The organism is Pseudoxanthomonas sp. SL93 (genome assembly GCF_026625825.1).
In the GTDB taxonomy this organism is placed as follows: Bacteria; Pseudomonadota; Gammaproteobacteria; order Xanthomonadales; family Xanthomonadaceae; genus Pseudoxanthomonas_A.
In genome coordinates, this window is sequence record NZ_CP113065.1 from 1,016,980 (window position 1) to 1,030,727 (window position 13,748).

Below are 13,748 nucleotides of genomic sequence, written 5' to 3' on the forward strand. Positions count from 1 at the left end.
ACGGCTTGCGGACCATGCGTGGTCCTCAGGGGCCGCCCACCACGTCAACGCCCTTGGCGGGCGTATAGGCGAACGTGCCGCGCGCAAACGGCGGGTTGCGCTTCCAACCGGTGAAGCTGATCTCGGTGCGTTGGCCCACGGCGTCCTTCACTTCCATCTTCACCAGCGCGCCATTGGCGAAGGCCAGGCGTGCGGTCTGGAAACTGGCATCGCCTTCGTTCCTGGGCGTGAGCGTCAACCACTGCAAGCCGCCCTGGCCAGCGGCCTCGCTGACGTTGAACTGGCGGTCGAGCTTGCCGGGGTCGATCAGCGCCGCCAGCGGGCTGTTCTCTTCCTCGATGCCCTGCTCCCGCACCGTTGCCTGCTGCAGGTCCGGATCGTAGACCCACACCTTCTTGCCGTCGGCCACGATCAGCTGCACGTACGGCTTGTTGTATTCCCAACGGAACAGGCGCGGCGCGGACAGCGCGACACGGCCATTGGAACTCTCTTTCAGCTTGCCGCCCCCGTCGTAGACATTCTGGGTGAACTGGCCGTCCAGTCCCTTCAATCCGGTGGTGAAGGTCTTCAGCTCGTCACGTGCGCCGGCGAAAGCGCTGGTGGCAAGCAACGCGGTGGCGAGGACGGCGTAGCGTGCGGTACGGAGCATGGTGCGTTCCGGGATGAAGGACATGGGGTGCAGTGTGGCCGGATGAAACTGAATGGGGGGTGGGCGCACGAATCCCGTGGGAGCGACGTCAGTCGCGATGAAGCGTCGCGGGAGTCGATCGCGACTGACGTCGCTCCCACAGAAGAAGCCTCAGCGCGGCGGAGGCGGTGCGAGCACCTGGCGGTCGCCATTGTGTTCGGGTGGCGTGACCACGCCTGCGGCCTCCATGGCTTCGATCAGGCGGGCGGCGCGGTTGTAACCGATCTTCAGGCGGCGCTGCACCCCGGAAATGGAGGCACGCCGGCTTTCGGTGACGATCTTGACCGCTTCGTCGTACAGCGGGTCGGACTCGTCCCCCCCACCGCCACCGGATTCTGGCAGACCCGTCGGGCCGACGACGATGCCGTCCCCCATGGTCTGCACCTCCTCCAGCACGCCCTCGATGTAGTCGGCGGTACCGCTGGCCTTGAGGTGTTCGACGACGCGATGCACTTCTTCGTCGCTGACGAAGGCGCCGTGGATGCGTTCCGGCATCGCGGTGCCCGGCGGCAGGTAGAGCATGTCGCCGTGGCCGAGCAGCGTTTCCGCGCCGGACTGGTCCAGGATGGTGCGGGAGTCGATCTTGGAGCTGACCTGGAACGCGATGCGGGTGGGAATATTCGCCTTGATCAGACCGGTGATGACGTCCACCGACGGGCGCTGCGTGGCCAGGATCAGGTGGATGCCGGCCGCGCGCGCCTTCTGCGCCAGGCGTGCGATCAGTTCCTCCACCTTCTTGCCGACGATCATCATCATGTCGGCGAATTCGTCGATGAAGATGACGATGAAGGGCATCGGCTCCAGCGGACGCGGGGCCTCGGCCAGGTCCGGATTCGGCTTGAACAGCGGGTCCATCATCGGCTGGCCGGCGTCCTGCGCGTCCTTCACCTTCTTGTTGAAGCCGGCCAGGTTGCGCACGCCGACCGCGCTCATCAGCTTGTAGCGGCGTTCCATTTCCGCTACGCACCAGCGCAGGCCGTTGGCGGCCTCCTTCATGTCGGTGACCACCGGCGCCAGCAGGTGCGGGATGCCCTGGTAGACGCTGAGCTCCAGCATCTTCGGGTCGATCATCAGCATGCGCAGGTCTTTCGGCGAGGCCTTGTACAGCAGGCTCAGCACCATCGCGTTGACCGCCACCGACTTGCCCGAGCCGGTGGTACCGGCGACCAGCAGGTGCGGCATGCGCGCCAGGTCGGCCACGGTCGGGCGCCCGGCGATGTCCTTGCCCAGCGCCAGCGTCAGCGGACTGCCGGACTTGTCGTATTCCTTCGAGCGCAGCAGCTCGGAGAGGAAGATCATCTCGCGGCTGGTATTGGGGATTTCCAGGCCGATCACCGACTTGCCGGGGATCACGTCCACCACGCGCACCGACTTGACCGACAGGCCGCGGGCGATGTCCTTGTCCAGCGAACTGATCTGGCTGACCTTCACGCCGGGCGCGGGCTCCATCTCGAAGCGCGTGATGACCGGGCCCGGATAGGCGCCGACCACCTGCGCATCGATGCGGAAGTCCTTCAGCTTGAACTCGATCTGCCGCGACAGGGTTTCCAGGGTCTCCTCGGAATAGCCCTTGGTCTGCGGCTTGGGATCGTCCAGCAGCGACAGCGGCGGCAGGCCCGATTCGTCGCCACCCGTTCCGTGGAACAGCGGGATCTGCTGCTCGCGCTTGGCGCGTTCGCTCTTTTCAACCACCGCCGGCGCGGGCGGCTCGATCTTCACCGGTTCGCGCTTGGCGCGCGCCACCGCATCGATCTTGCGCACGATCTCACGCTCTTCGCGCATCGCACGGGTCTGCTGCCACTCATTGGCCTGCTGGCTGCCGCGACGGAACAGGTCCGGGATCATCAGCACGTACTTGCCGATGCGCTCCATCACCGCGAACCACGACAGGCCGGTGGCCAGCGTCACCGACACCAGGAACAGCACCAGCAGGAACAGGTTGCCCCCCAGCCCGCCGAAGCCGGCCAGCAGCGACTTGCCCACCAGCGTGCCGAGGATGCCGCCGGGACCTGCCGAAAAGTGTTCGGCGGGCACGCCGCGCAGATGCAGCAGGCCGCTCGCCGAGATCAGGAAGCCCACCATGCCGATCAGGCGCAACGCCGGCCCCAGGTCCGCTTCGCCATCCCCGTCGGTGTCCATGCCGAACAGCGCGATCCACGCCACCGCACCCAGGATCAGCGGCAGCAGGAAGGCGACGTATCCGCAGAATGCCAGCAGCATCGCCGACACCCATGCGCCGACGAAGCCCCCCATGTTCTTCACCGGCGCCGTCAGGCTGCCCGCCTGCGACCAGCTGGGGTCTTCGGGTGAAAAAGTGAAAAGGCTGGCCAGCAGATAAAGCAGCAAGGGGGCGATGGCGATCAACGCCAGGTCACGCCACAGGCGCTGGCGTCGCGGATTGGCGGCGGCCTGCTTGCGCGCCGCTGCGTTGGCGCCCTTGGGTTTGCCGTTTTCCGGAAGCTGTTTTGCCACCTTTCGACCAGACCTTAGGAAAATGTCATTAGTCCTTGATAATAAACGAATCCGGAGCGGATATCAGTACCATCAAGACCCGAGTTGGCAAGCGTGCCTGCAGGAGCGGCCACAAAAAACGCCGCGCCCCGGGCGCAGCGTCATCTTGAGGAAGGAACCGGCCCATGCATCACCGCTTTCCATCCGCGCGCCTTGATTAGACCTGGTCGCACCGCCACTCTATGCGCCTGCGAACGGTACGTCATCACGCCTTCGCACGACCGTTTTCCACCTTTTCGCGAGTATACATGAGCACTTCGAAGCACTGCCGCCTGTTGATCCTGGGCTCCGGACCCGCCGGTTGGACCGCCGCCGTCTATGCCGCGCGCGCCAACCTGAAGCCCGTGGTCGTCACCGGCCTGCAGCAGGGTGGCCAGCTGATGACCACCACCGAAGTGGACAACTGGCCGGGCGATGCTCATGGCCTGATGGGCCCGGACCTGATGGCGCGCATGCAGGCGCATGCGGAGCGCTTCGAGACCGAGGTGATCTTCGACCACGTCCATACCGCCGACCTGTCCCAGCGCCCCTTCAAGCTGATCGGCGACAGCGGCGAGTACACCGCCGATGCCCTGATCATCGCCACCGGCGCCACCGCCAAGTACCTGGGCCTGCCGTCCGAGGAAGCCTTCAAGGGCCGCGGCGTGTCTGCATGTGCCACCTGCGACGGCTTCTTCTACCGCGACCAGGACGTGGCGGTGATCGGTGGCGGCAACACCGCCGTCGAGGAAGCGCTGTACCTGTCCAACATCGCCCGCAAGGTCTATCTGATCCACCGCCGCGACACCCTGCGTGCGGAGAAGATCATGCAGGACAAGCTGTTCGCCAAGATCCAGGCCGGCAAGATCGAACCGGTGTGGCACCACACCGTCGACGAAGTGCTCGGCAACGACGCCGGCGTCACCGGCATCCGCGTGAAGTCGGTGCAGGACGGCAGCACCCGCGACATCGACGTGCACGGCTTCTTCGTGGCGATCGGCCATACGCCGAACACCGGCCTGTTCGAGGGACAGCTGGACATGAGCAATGGCTACCTGAAGATCCGCTCCGGCATCGAAGGCAATGCCACCTCGACGACGATCCCGGGCGTGTTCGCCGCCGGCGACGTCACCGACCAGCACTACCGCCAGGCCATCACGTCGGCCGGTTTCGGTTGCATGGCGGCGCTGGACGCCGAACGCTTCCTGGACAAGGACGGCTGAGCCCGGACCCCGCCGGCGCGTGGACAAGGTCCTCGTCAAGCAGCTGATCTTTCATGGCAGCTGGCTGGTGTTTCCCGTCATCGTCTGGCTGTGCTGGCGCCTGGCCCGTGGCCGCCGCCGGTGGTTCGCGAGCGTGGCCCTGGCCACCTGCCTGCTGTTCGCGTGGGCCCGCTTCGTCGAGCCACAGCTCATCCGGGTGAAGGAGACCACGCTGGCAGGCACCGGCGGCCAGGCCCGCATCGTACTGGTCAGCGACGTCCACCTTGGGGTCTACAAGGATCCACGTTTCCTGGGCCGGGTCGTGGAACGGATCAATGCAGTGCAGGCGGATGCGGTCGTCATCGCCGGTGACTTCACCTACGAGCCGCAGGAAGACGCCCTGCCCCGTATGTTCGCGCCCCTGGCGCGCCTGAAGATGCCGGTGTACGCGGTACTGGGGAACCACGACCAGCAAGCGCCCGGGCCGGACATCGACCACGCATTGCGCGAAGCGCTGGCCGCGCATGGGGTGCAGGTCATCGAGGGCCGGAGCATCGATCTGCCTCGGTTTCGCCTGGCGGGACTGGGTGATCGCTGGGCGCACCGCGACGATGCCGGCTTCCTTCGCGCTGCGCCTGCATCCCTGCCGACACTGGTGCTGACCCACAATCCCGACAGTGCGATCCAGCTGGACCAGACGGACGCCCGGCTGGTGCTGGCGGGACACACGCACGGTGGCCAGATCCGGATTCCCTGGCTGTATCGCCATGCCATCCCCAGCCGTTACGGATTCGATCGCGGCGAGCAGTGGCTGCAGACACCCCGGGGGCGCGTGCGGGTGTACACGACGGTAGGGCTGGGCGAGATCGGCTTGCCGATGCGGCTGTTCAATCCGCCCACCATCGACGTGCTGGACCTGCGGCCCTGATCGTGGAAACCCGCTTCCTCCCGTCACTGTCATCCGTGCCTTCGACAACCTGGGACGGCCTGCATGATGGCCGCAACCCGTTCGTGTCGCACGCCTTCCTGCACGGCCTGGAAGCCCATGGCTGCCTGCGCGAGGAGTGGGGCTGGACACCGCACCACCTGACGTTGTGGGAAGGCGGCATGCTGGTGGCCGCGGCGCCGGGGTATCTCAAGCACAACTCGCACGGCGAGTTCGTCTTCGACCATGCCTGGGCCCATGCATACGCACGTCACGGCTTGGACTACTTCCCCAAGTGGCTGGGCGCCGTGCCGTACTCGCCCGTCACCGGGCCCCGCCTGCTGGCGCGCAACCTGCAGGCGCAGCGCTGGCTGGTGGACGCCGTGCGCGCTGAAACCCTGGCGAACGGCTGGTCGTCGGCACACGTGAACTTCCATGCCGAAGGCGAAGATGCGGCGTTCCCGCCCGACTGGCTGCCACGTACCGACGTGCAGTACCACTGGCGCAACCCGGGTCACTGGCACGATTTCGACACGTTCCTGGCCGACTTCGATCACAAGCATCGCAAGAACATCCGCCAGGAACGCGCCAAGGTGCAGCGTGCGGGCGTCGGTTTCCGGGTACTGCACGGTGATGAAGCCAGCGATGCCGACCTGCAGGCGATGTTCGGTTTCTACCTGCGCACGTTCAACGACTACGGCAACTCGCCGGCACTGACACTGGACTTCCTGCGGCATCTCGCCCGCGAGATGCCGCGCCAGCTGGTGATGTTCCTCGCCGACCACGAAGGCCGGACGATCGCCGGCGCGCTGTGCCTGCGCGGTGGCGACACGCTGTATGGGCGCTACTGGGGGGCAGAGGTGGCGCTGCCGGGGCTTCACTTCGAGACCTGCTACTACCAGGGGATCGACTATTGCCTGCGCGAAGGCTTGCGCGTGTTCGAGCCCGGGGCGCAGGGCGAACACAAGATCGCACGCGGCTTCCTGCCCGCGTTCGTCCGCAGCCGGCACTGGATCGCCCACCCCGAGTTCGCCCAGGCGCTGGGGGCGTGGTGCGCGGAGGAAACCCTCGCCGTGCGACGCTACGCGCAGACCTTGATGGCGCATTCTCCGTTCAAGCAGATCACGTGAATGCGTGTCGCCATTGCGCAATGATGCCGTGATGCGCCAGCGCCCTTTCCTGCTGTCGGCCGAGCCCGACAGCCCGTTCCCGCCCGCCCACCTCGCCGTGCACCAGCCGGAGGGGCTGCTGGCGATCGGCGGTGACCTGTCGGTGCCACGGCTGCTCAACGCCTATCGGGGCGGCATCTTCCCGTGGTTCTCGGAAGGCCAGCCGCCCCTGTGGTGGTCGCCGGACCCGCGCATGGTGTTCTTCACCGATCAGGTCCGGCTTTCCTCGCGTTTCCGGCGGAGCCTGCGCCAGTCCCGCTGGGACGTACGCGCCGACAGTGCGTTTGACCAAGTCGTGGAGGCCTGCGCAGGCGCGCCGCGCCCGGGACAGGACGGCACCTGGATCACCGCCGGCATGCGCGCGGCGTACGGCGACCTTTACCGCGCCGGACATGCGCATTCGGTGGAAGTCTTCGAGGACGATGCTCTGGTCGGGGGCATCTACGGCGTGGCGATCGGCCGCATGTTCTTCGGCGAAAGCATGTTCAGTGGCCGCTCCGGGGGCTCGAAAGTCGCGCTGGCCGCGCTGGCACGGCGACTGTCTGCGTGGGGCTGGCCGTTGATCGACGCCCAAGTGGAGAATGACCACCTGCCGACGCTCGGCGCCGTTTCGATCACGCGTGACGTGTTCCTCTCCCGGGTAGCCGAACTGACGGCCCTGCCGGGGATGCCGGGCAGCTGGGCGGACGCGTTCGGCCGCTTCCCCGCGAGCGAATTGGCCCACTCCGCCGCGCCATAACGGAATTTTTGCACCGGGGTCAACTCCCGGGTACAATGCCGGGCTCTATGGCGCCAGCCATTCTCCGCTTCACACCACAGGTCTACATGTCGAAAGACGACTCCATTGAATTCGAAGGCACCGTTGCCGAGACGCTGCCCAACACGATGTTCCGGGTCAAGCTGGAAAACGGGCACGAGATCATCGCCCACATCTCCGGCCGCATGCGCAAGAACTACATCCGCATCCTGACCGGCGACAAGGTGAAGGTCGAAATGACCCCCTACGACCTCACCAAGGGTCGAATCACGTATCGCATGAAGTAATGCGTCCAACGCATTGATTTGAAAGCGGCCGCTGGCCGCTTTCTGCGTTTATACGGCCAGCATGGGCGGATTGCGTGGGTGGCATGACTTCCGGCACCGGGCCGCTGGTCATGGCCACTAAAGGCAGATTTGCCGCCCGGTCTCCCCGCGTAGCGTGAGCGCCGGCCAATCCGGGCCGCCACCTCTCCGAGCGCCGCCATGAACGCACGCCAGACCCTTCCCGTTCTTCTGATGCTGACAGCCAGCGCGGCCCCGTTGCTGGCCTGGGCAGGCGAGCCGGTCAGCGCGTGCGTCAGCCTGGGCAACGATCAGGAAATCGTGCGCGCGGGCAATGGCGACCAGTTCTACCTGCGGGACGGACAGGCGCACTACCGCGTCGCCTTCCGCAACAGTTGCGATTCCATCACCATCACACCGACCGTCGAGATCTCCACCAACGGGCAGGTCGGACAGCTGTGTCCGCGGGACACCAAGGTGAAGACCAAGCGCGACATCTGCCGCGTCCAGTCGATCGAACAGATCACGGCCGAGGAATTCACGCGCAAGCGGAACCTCGCCAGGCGCTGAGTCCACTCCCCCGTCGAACGCCTTGAACAAAGAAGGCGGCCCATGGGCCGCCTTCTTGCTTACCGTACCGCCGATGGCGTTAGACCGTGGCGGGCAGCAACCGCTCCGGCTCGGCCTGCGCATCCACCACCAGCTCGCCGTCGCGCACGTCGATGCTGACGCGGCCACCGTTGATCAGCTTGCCGAACAGCAGCTCGTCCGCCAGCGGGCGCTTGACCTTGTCCTGGATCAGGCGCGCCATCGGGCGTGCGCCCATCAGCGGATCGAAGCCGTGCTGGGCCAGCCAGTCGCGCGCCGCCGGGGTGGCGGACAGGCTGACGTGCTTCTCCTGCAGCAGCATTTCCAGTTCGATGACGAACTTGTCCACCACGCGCAGGATGTGGTCGAAGCCCAGCCCCTGGAACTGCACGATGGCATCCAGGCGATTGCGGAACTCCGGCGTGAAGCTGCGGCGGATCACTTCCATCGCGTCCGTGGAATGGTCCTGGCGGGTGAAGCCGATGGTGCGGCGTGATGCCTGCGCGGCGCCGGCATTGGTGGTCATCACCAGGATGACATTCTTGAAGTTGGCCTCGCGCCCGTTGGTATCGGTCAGCACCCCGCGGTCCATGACCTGCAGCAGGATGTTGAAGATGTCCGGATGCGCCTTCTCCACCTCGTCCAGCAGCAGCACGCAATGCGGCGTCTTGACGATCTTTTCGGTCAGCAGGCCGCCCTGGTCGAAGCCGACATAGCCGGGAGGCGCACCGATCAACCGGCTGACCGAATGCGGCTCCATGTACTCGCTCATGTCGAAGCGGACCAGCTCGATGCCCAGCTGCAGCGCGAGCTGCTTGGTCACCTCGGTCTTGCCCACGCCGGTGGGACCGGCGAACAGGAAGTTGCCGATCGGCTTGTCCGGATTACCCAGGCCACTGCGCGCCAGCTTGATGGACGAGGCCAGCGTCTCGATGGCCGGGTCCTGCCCGAAGATGACCATCTTCAGGTTGCGCTCCAGGTGCTGCAGCACGTCCTTGTCCGACGAGGACACCTGCTTGGCCGGGATGCGCGCCATCTTGGCCACGATCGTCTCGATCTCCTCGACGTCGATCAGTTCCTTGCGGGTCTCCACCGGCAGCAGCCGCTGCCGCGCGCCCGCTTCGTCGATGACGTCGATGGCCTTGTCCGGCAGCAGCCGGTCACCGATGTGCTTGACCGACAGGTCCACCGCTGCCTGCAACGCCTCGTCGGCGTAGGTCACGCCGTGGTGCGCTTCGTACTTGGGCTTGAGGCCCTGCAGGATCTCGTAGGTCTCGCCCACGGTCGGCTCGACGATGTCGATCTTCTGGAACCGGCGCGCCAGGGCGCGGTCCTTCTCGAAGATGCCGCGGTACTCCTGGAAGGTGGTCGAGCCGATGCAGCGCAGCTCGCCCGATGCCAGCGCCGGCTTGATCAGGTTGCTGGCGTCCATGGTGCCGCCACTGGCGGAACCGGCGCCGATGATCGTGTGGATTTCATCGACGAACAGGATGGCGCCCGGGATCTTCTTGATCGCGGCCAGCACGCCTTTGAGGCGTTTCTCGAAGTCGCCGCGGTACTTGGTGCCCGCCACCAGCGCGCCGAGGTCCAGCGAATAGATGGTGGCATCCAGCAGCACGTCCGGCACGTCGCCGTCGACGATGCGCTTGGCCAGGCCCTCGGCCAGCGCGGTCTTGCCCACGCCCGCTTCACCGACGTAGAGCGGATTGTTCTTGCGGCGGCGGCACAGCACCTGGATGGTCCGCTCGACCTCGTCGGCGCGGCCCACCAGGGGATCGATCCTGCCCTGCCGGGCCAGGTCGTTGAGATTGCTGGCGAACTCGGTCAGCGCATCGCCCTTGCCCTCGCCCTCGGCGCCTTCCGCCTTGCCCTCGCCTTCCGGCTGGCCTGCCCCCTCGTTCTCCTCGCCCTGCTTGGCGATGCCGTGGGACAGGTAGTTGACGATGTCCAGCCGGGTGACGTCCTGCTGGTTGAGGAAGTAGACCGCATGCGAATCCTTCTCGCCGAAGATCGCCACCAGCACGTTGGCGCCGGTCACCTCCTTCTTGCCCGAGGACTGCACGTGGTAGACGGCGCGCTGCAGCACGCGCTGGAAGCCCAGCGTGGGCTGGGTGTCGCGGCCATCGTCCTCGGCCAGGCGGGACACGGAGGCTTCGATGGCCTGTTCGAGGTCCTCGCGCAAGCGCAGGGCGTCGGCGCCCGTGGCCTTGAGCACGGCCTGGGCGGACGGGTTTTCCAGCAGGGCGAGCAGCAGGTGCTCGACGGTCATGAACTCATGGCGAGCCTCGCGGGCGCGCTTGTAGCACTGGCCGATGGTTTGCTCGAGGTCTTTACTGAACATGGTTGCCTCCGGGGCCTATGGCGACAATATGCGGCCTGGCGGGTGGATTTCCATCACCCTACCGGATTTCAGTGTTCAGGAATCGTTGCCTTGCGTAGCGCAGCGGCGCCCCCACACCGGATCAGGCGGCCCTGGCACGCGAATGCCGGGGCGCTTTCAGGATTTTTCCATCGTGCACAACAGCGGATGCTGGTTCATACGCGAAAACTCGTTCACCTGGGCCACCTTCGACTCGGCGACCTCCCGCGTGTAGACGCCACAGACGCCCCGTCCACGGGTATGGACGTGCAGCATCACCTGCGTGGCCTTCTCCAGGTCCATGGCGAAGAACTGCTGCAGCACCGTGACCACGAAGTCCATCGGCGTGTAGTCGTCGTTCAGCAGGAACACCTGGTACAGCGGCGGCGGCGCGACCTGGGGCTTGCTGGTTTCCACCAGCACGCCATGGTCGCGCTCGTTTTCATTCTTGCGGGGCATATGCGGATTATACGGGGCCATCGCAGGCCTGCACGGCCAGCGCCGCGACGGACTGTCCCGCCGGCATGGACGCCATGGCGGCCCGCGGCCACAATGTATCGACCCTTCACCAAGAGCCGACCCTGATGCGCGTGCCTGTTTCCCTGATGACGCTGCCCCTGTTGTGCGCCGCACTTGCCGCGCTTCCGGCGCTGGCAGCCGATGCCTCCGTGGAGGCCCGCCTGAAGGCACGCGGCATCCAGTTCGAGGTGGATGGCGATGGCGACTACAAGGTCACCTATTCGTACAAGCAGGAAAACCGCACCCAGCTGGTCTTCGTGTCCGGCGGCACCGAGGAGGTCAATGGCCTGAGCATCCGCGAGGTGTTCGCCCCGGCCGGCCGCGTCGCCGAGGATGGCGTGGACGGCGCCCGCGCCCTGTCCCTGCTGGCCGAAAGCCGAACCAAGAAGATCGGCAGCTGGGAGATTTCCGGTGATGTGCTGTACTTCGTCGTCAAGCTGCCGGACAGCGTTGACGGGGCCGCCCTGGAGGCGGCGATGGACGTGGCCGCGGAAACCGCGGACAACATGGAAATCGAACTCTCCGGCGACGAGGACAGCCTGTAAGTGAGCTACCGCGAAGGCCGCTTCTGGCAACCCGACGTGACCGTGGCCACCGTGGTGGTCCGCGACGGCAAGCTGTTGATGGTGGAAGAGCGCGCCCAGGGCCGGCTGGTGTTCAACCAGCCCGCCGGCCACCTGGAACCCGATGAAAGCCTGCTGGAGGCGGCGCGCCGGGAGACGCTGGAAGAAACCGGCTGGCATGTCGAACTGACGGCGTTCGTCGGCGCCTACCAGTGGAAGGCCCTCAATCCCGACGGCAGCGGCGGCCGCCACTACCTGCGGTTCGCCTTCGCCGCGGAGCCGCTCCGGCACGAGCCCGAGCGCGTGCTCGACGACGGCATCGTGCGGGCGGTCTGGCTGACGCCGACCGAGCTGCAGGAACAATCCGACCGCCACCGCAGCCCGCTGGTGTGGCAGGCGGTGCAGGATTACCTGGCCGGGCGCCGCTCGCCCCTCACGATGCTGCAGCAGATCGCGTGAACGGGCCGCGGGTCATCGTGGGGGTGTCCGGCGGCGTGGATTCGTCGGTCGCCGCCCTGCAGCTGGTACAACAGGGCGAGCGTGTCGCTGGCCTGTTCATGCAGAACTGGGCGGATGACGGCAGCGGCGATTGTCGCGCCGAAGACGATCGCCGCGACGCGGTGGCGGTCTGCGGCCGGCTCGGCATCCCGTTCCACTTCCGCGATTTCTCCAGCGAATACTGGCAGGGTGTGTTCGAGCATTTCCTCGCCGAGTACGCCGCGGGCCGCACGCCGAACCCGGACGTGCTGTGCAACCGGGAAGTGAAGTTCAAGCATTTCCTGGATGCGGCGCGCGAACTCGGTGCCGAGAAGATCGCCACCGGCCACTACGCGCGCGTGGCCAGCACCCAGGGGCGCTGGCAGCTGCTGCGCGGCGTGGACCGCAGCAAGGACCAGAGTTACTTCCTGCACCAGCTGGGCCAGTCGCAGCTGTCCGCGACCCTGTTCCCCATCGGCGACCTGCAGAAGGCCGACCTTCGCCGCATCGCACGCGAGGCGGGGCTGCAGACGCACGACAAGAAGGATTCGACCGGCATCTGCTTCATCGGCGAGCGCGACTTCCGTGAATTCCTTGGCCGCTACCTCCCCGCCCGCCGCGGCGAAATGCGCGCCGTCGGCGTCGACGATCCGCAGGGCGAAGTGATCGGCGAACACCCGGGCGTGTTCTATTTCACCCTGGGGCAGCGCGAAGGCCTTCAGATCGGTGGCGTGCGCGGACGGCCGCAGGCTCCGTGGTACGTGGTCGGCAAGGATGTCGCCAGCAACGTGCTGTACGTGGACCAGGACACCCACAGCCCCTACCTGCACTCCACGCAGACGTGGACGGAAGCTGCCCATTGGATTGCCGGCAGTCCGCCCGCAGGTACTTTCGAATGCACGGCGCAGACGCGCTACCGGCAGGCCGACGAGGCCTGCGCGGTGAGCGTACGCGACGACGGCAGCGTCGCGGTGCGCTTCGCGCGCCCCCAGCGGGCGGTAACGCCCGGCCAGTCGCTGGTGCTGTACGACGGCGAGGTGTGTCTGGGCGGTGCCGTCATCGCCCGCACCGACGCCCCCCTTGAACAGAAACTCGCGGAGCAGGCAGCTTGAGCAACCGATATTCCGACCGCGTGCTGGCCCTGGCAGGGTTGGCACAGGCGCTCCACCAGGTACGCCGCATCGCCGAGACGGGCCAGTCCGAATCCTCGGTGGTGCAGGCATCGCTGGACAGCGTGTTCCGCGTGGACGCCGACTCCACGTTGGCGGTCTATGGCGGTGTCCGCGACCTGACAAGCGGCCTGCGCGTGTTGCGCGGCTACCTGTCGAAGGAAACCCGTGACGACGCCCTGCCCCGCCTGGCCATGTCGGTGCTGCAGCTCGAGCGCCGCTTCGTGCGCGAAGGCGACGTGGTGGACGCGGTCGCCAAAGGGCTGGAAGACATCGCATCACGCGCCACCGAACTGGGCAGCACGCACCCCGACGTGCTGTCAGCGCTCGGCGGCCTGTATGCCGACACCATCAGCCACCTTCGCCCCCGCGTGATGGTGCAGGGCAATCCGCACTATCTGGGGCAGCCGGGCGTGGTCGCCGAGATCCGCGCCATCCTGCTCGCTGCCGTGCGTTCCGCCGTGCTGTGGCGGCAGCTGGGTGGCAGCATGTGGGACCTCATCCTCAGCCGCCGGGCCTTGCTGGAAGCCACCGACGACTGGCTCCGCTAGCGTCGCC

General features: G+C 66.6%; 14 protein-coding genes. 10 read left to right on the forward strand and 4 right to left on the reverse strand.

The window, feature by feature from the left end; genetic code table 11:
• Positions 1-25: 25 nt before the first annotated feature.
• Together lolA and OVA13_RS04700 are read right to left on the reverse strand one after the other, a co-directional pair.
• Entirely contained in the window at positions 26-649 is a 624-nt protein-coding gene (gene lolA / locus OVA13_RS04695) for an outer membrane lipoprotein periplasmic chaperone LolA (protein ID WP_267792645.1), read from the reverse strand.
• 150 nt (positions 650-799) lie between these two features.
• Positions 800-3,160 (reverse strand): DNA translocase FtsK, encoded by a 2,361-nt coding sequence (locus OVA13_RS04700; protein ID WP_267792646.1) that lies wholly within the window; start codon positions 3,158-3,160, stop codon positions 800-802.
• A gap of 287 nt (positions 3,161-3,447) precedes the next feature.
• Between OVA13_RS04700 and trxB the strand changes: the two genes are divergently transcribed.
• The 6 genes from trxB to OVA13_RS04730 all read left to right on the forward strand — a co-directional run bounded on the left by trxB (position 3,448) and on the right by OVA13_RS04730 (position 8,085).
• Complete coding sequence (trxB, locus tag OVA13_RS04705; protein ID WP_267792647.1) at positions 3,448-4,401, forward strand: thioredoxin-disulfide reductase; 954 nt, start codon at positions 3,448-3,450, stop codon at positions 4,399-4,401.
• A 19-nt stretch (positions 4,402-4,420) separates the two neighbouring features.
• Positions 4,421-5,308 carry a metallophosphoesterase gene (locus tag OVA13_RS04710; RefSeq protein ID WP_267792648.1) on the forward strand — a complete coding sequence of 296 codons (888 nt, stop codon included), beginning with the start codon at positions 4,421-4,423 and terminating at the stop codon, positions 5,306-5,308.
• Positions 5,308-6,435 (forward strand): GNAT family N-acetyltransferase, encoded by a 1,128-nt coding sequence (locus OVA13_RS04715; RefSeq protein WP_267793628.1) that lies wholly within the window; start codon positions 5,308-5,310, stop codon positions 6,433-6,435. The genes OVA13_RS04710 and OVA13_RS04715 overlap by 1 nt, the downstream gene beginning before the upstream one ends.
• Positions 6,436-6,463: 28 nt before the next feature.
• Positions 6,464-7,213 carry a leucyl/phenylalanyl-tRNA--protein transferase gene (aat, locus tag OVA13_RS04720; protein WP_267793629.1) on the forward strand — a complete coding sequence of 250 codons (750 nt, stop codon included), beginning with the start codon at positions 6,464-6,466 and terminating at the stop codon, positions 7,211-7,213.
• An 86-nt stretch (positions 7,214-7,299) separates the two neighbouring features.
• Positions 7,300-7,518, forward strand: a complete 219-nt coding sequence (infA, locus tag OVA13_RS04725; protein WP_055943174.1) for a translation initiation factor IF-1 — start codon at positions 7,300-7,302, stop codon at positions 7,516-7,518.
• Positions 7,519-7,716: 198 nt separating this feature from the next.
• Complete coding sequence (locus OVA13_RS04730) at positions 7,717-8,085, forward strand: hypothetical protein (RefSeq protein WP_267792649.1); 369 nt, start codon at positions 7,717-7,719, stop codon at positions 8,083-8,085.
• Between the two features lie 79 nt (positions 8,086-8,164).
• On the opposite strand, the gene clpA is transcribed toward OVA13_RS04730, so the two are convergent.
• Complete coding sequence (gene clpA, locus OVA13_RS04735; protein ID WP_267792650.1) at positions 8,165-10,444, reverse strand: ATP-dependent Clp protease ATP-binding subunit ClpA; 2,280 nt, start codon at positions 10,442-10,444, stop codon at positions 8,165-8,167.
• A gap of 156 nt (positions 10,445-10,600) precedes the next feature.
• On the reverse strand, positions 10,601-10,921 hold the full coding sequence (gene clpS, locus OVA13_RS04740; RefSeq protein WP_267792651.1) for an ATP-dependent Clp protease adapter ClpS: 321 nt from the start codon (positions 10,919-10,921) through the stop codon (positions 10,601-10,603).
• A 146-nt stretch (positions 10,922-11,067) separates the two neighbouring features.
• Here clpS and OVA13_RS04745 point away from each other — a divergent pair, with 146 nt between their 5' ends.
• The 4 genes from OVA13_RS04745 to hflD are packed head-to-tail and all read left to right on the forward strand — an operon-like array spanning position 11,068 to position 13,741.
• Positions 11,068-11,526 (forward strand): hypothetical protein, encoded by a 459-nt coding sequence (locus OVA13_RS04745; protein ID WP_267792652.1) that lies wholly within the window; start codon positions 11,068-11,070, stop codon positions 11,524-11,526.
• Positions 11,527-12,003, forward strand: a complete 477-nt coding sequence (locus tag OVA13_RS04750; RefSeq protein WP_267792653.1) for an NUDIX hydrolase — start codon at positions 11,527-11,529, stop codon at positions 12,001-12,003. It begins immediately after the preceding gene.
• Positions 12,000-13,133 carry a tRNA 2-thiouridine(34) synthase MnmA gene (gene mnmA, locus OVA13_RS04755; protein ID WP_267792654.1) on the forward strand — a complete coding sequence of 378 codons (1,134 nt, stop codon included), beginning with the start codon at positions 12,000-12,002 and terminating at the stop codon, positions 13,131-13,133. The genes OVA13_RS04750 and mnmA overlap by 4 nt, the downstream gene beginning before the upstream one ends.
• Complete coding sequence (gene hflD, locus OVA13_RS04760; RefSeq protein ID WP_267792655.1) at positions 13,130-13,741, forward strand: high frequency lysogenization protein HflD; 612 nt, start codon at positions 13,130-13,132, stop codon at positions 13,739-13,741. The genes mnmA and hflD overlap by 4 nt, the downstream gene beginning before the upstream one ends.
• Positions 13,742-13,748 lie beyond the last annotated feature (7 nt).

Bases quoted from the DNA above. Each gene is read 5' to 3' on its own strand.
- clpA (WP_267792650.1), bottom strand. From the start codon at position 10,444: ATGTTCAGTAAAGACCTCGAGCAAACCATCGGCCAGTGCTACAAGCGC.
- OVA13_RS04730 (WP_267792649.1), top strand. From the start codon at position 7,717: ATGAACGCACGCCAGACCCTTCCCGTTCTTCTGATGCTGACAGCCAGC.
- trxB (WP_267792647.1), top strand. From the start codon at position 3,448: ATGAGCACTTCGAAGCACTGCCGCCTGTTGATCCTGGGCTCCGGACCC.
- lolA (WP_267792645.1), bottom strand. From the start codon at position 649: ATGCTCCGTACCGCACGCTACGCCGTCCTCGCCACCGCGTTGCTTGCC.
- clpS (WP_267792651.1), bottom strand. From the start codon at position 10,921: ATGCCCCGCAAGAATGAAAACGAGCGCGACCATGGCGTGCTGGTGGAA.
- OVA13_RS04745 (WP_267792652.1), top strand. From the start codon at position 11,068: ATGACGCTGCCCCTGTTGTGCGCCGCACTTGCCGCGCTTCCGGCGCTG.
- infA (WP_055943174.1), top strand. From the start codon at position 7,300: ATGTCGAAAGACGACTCCATTGAATTCGAAGGCACCGTTGCCGAGACG.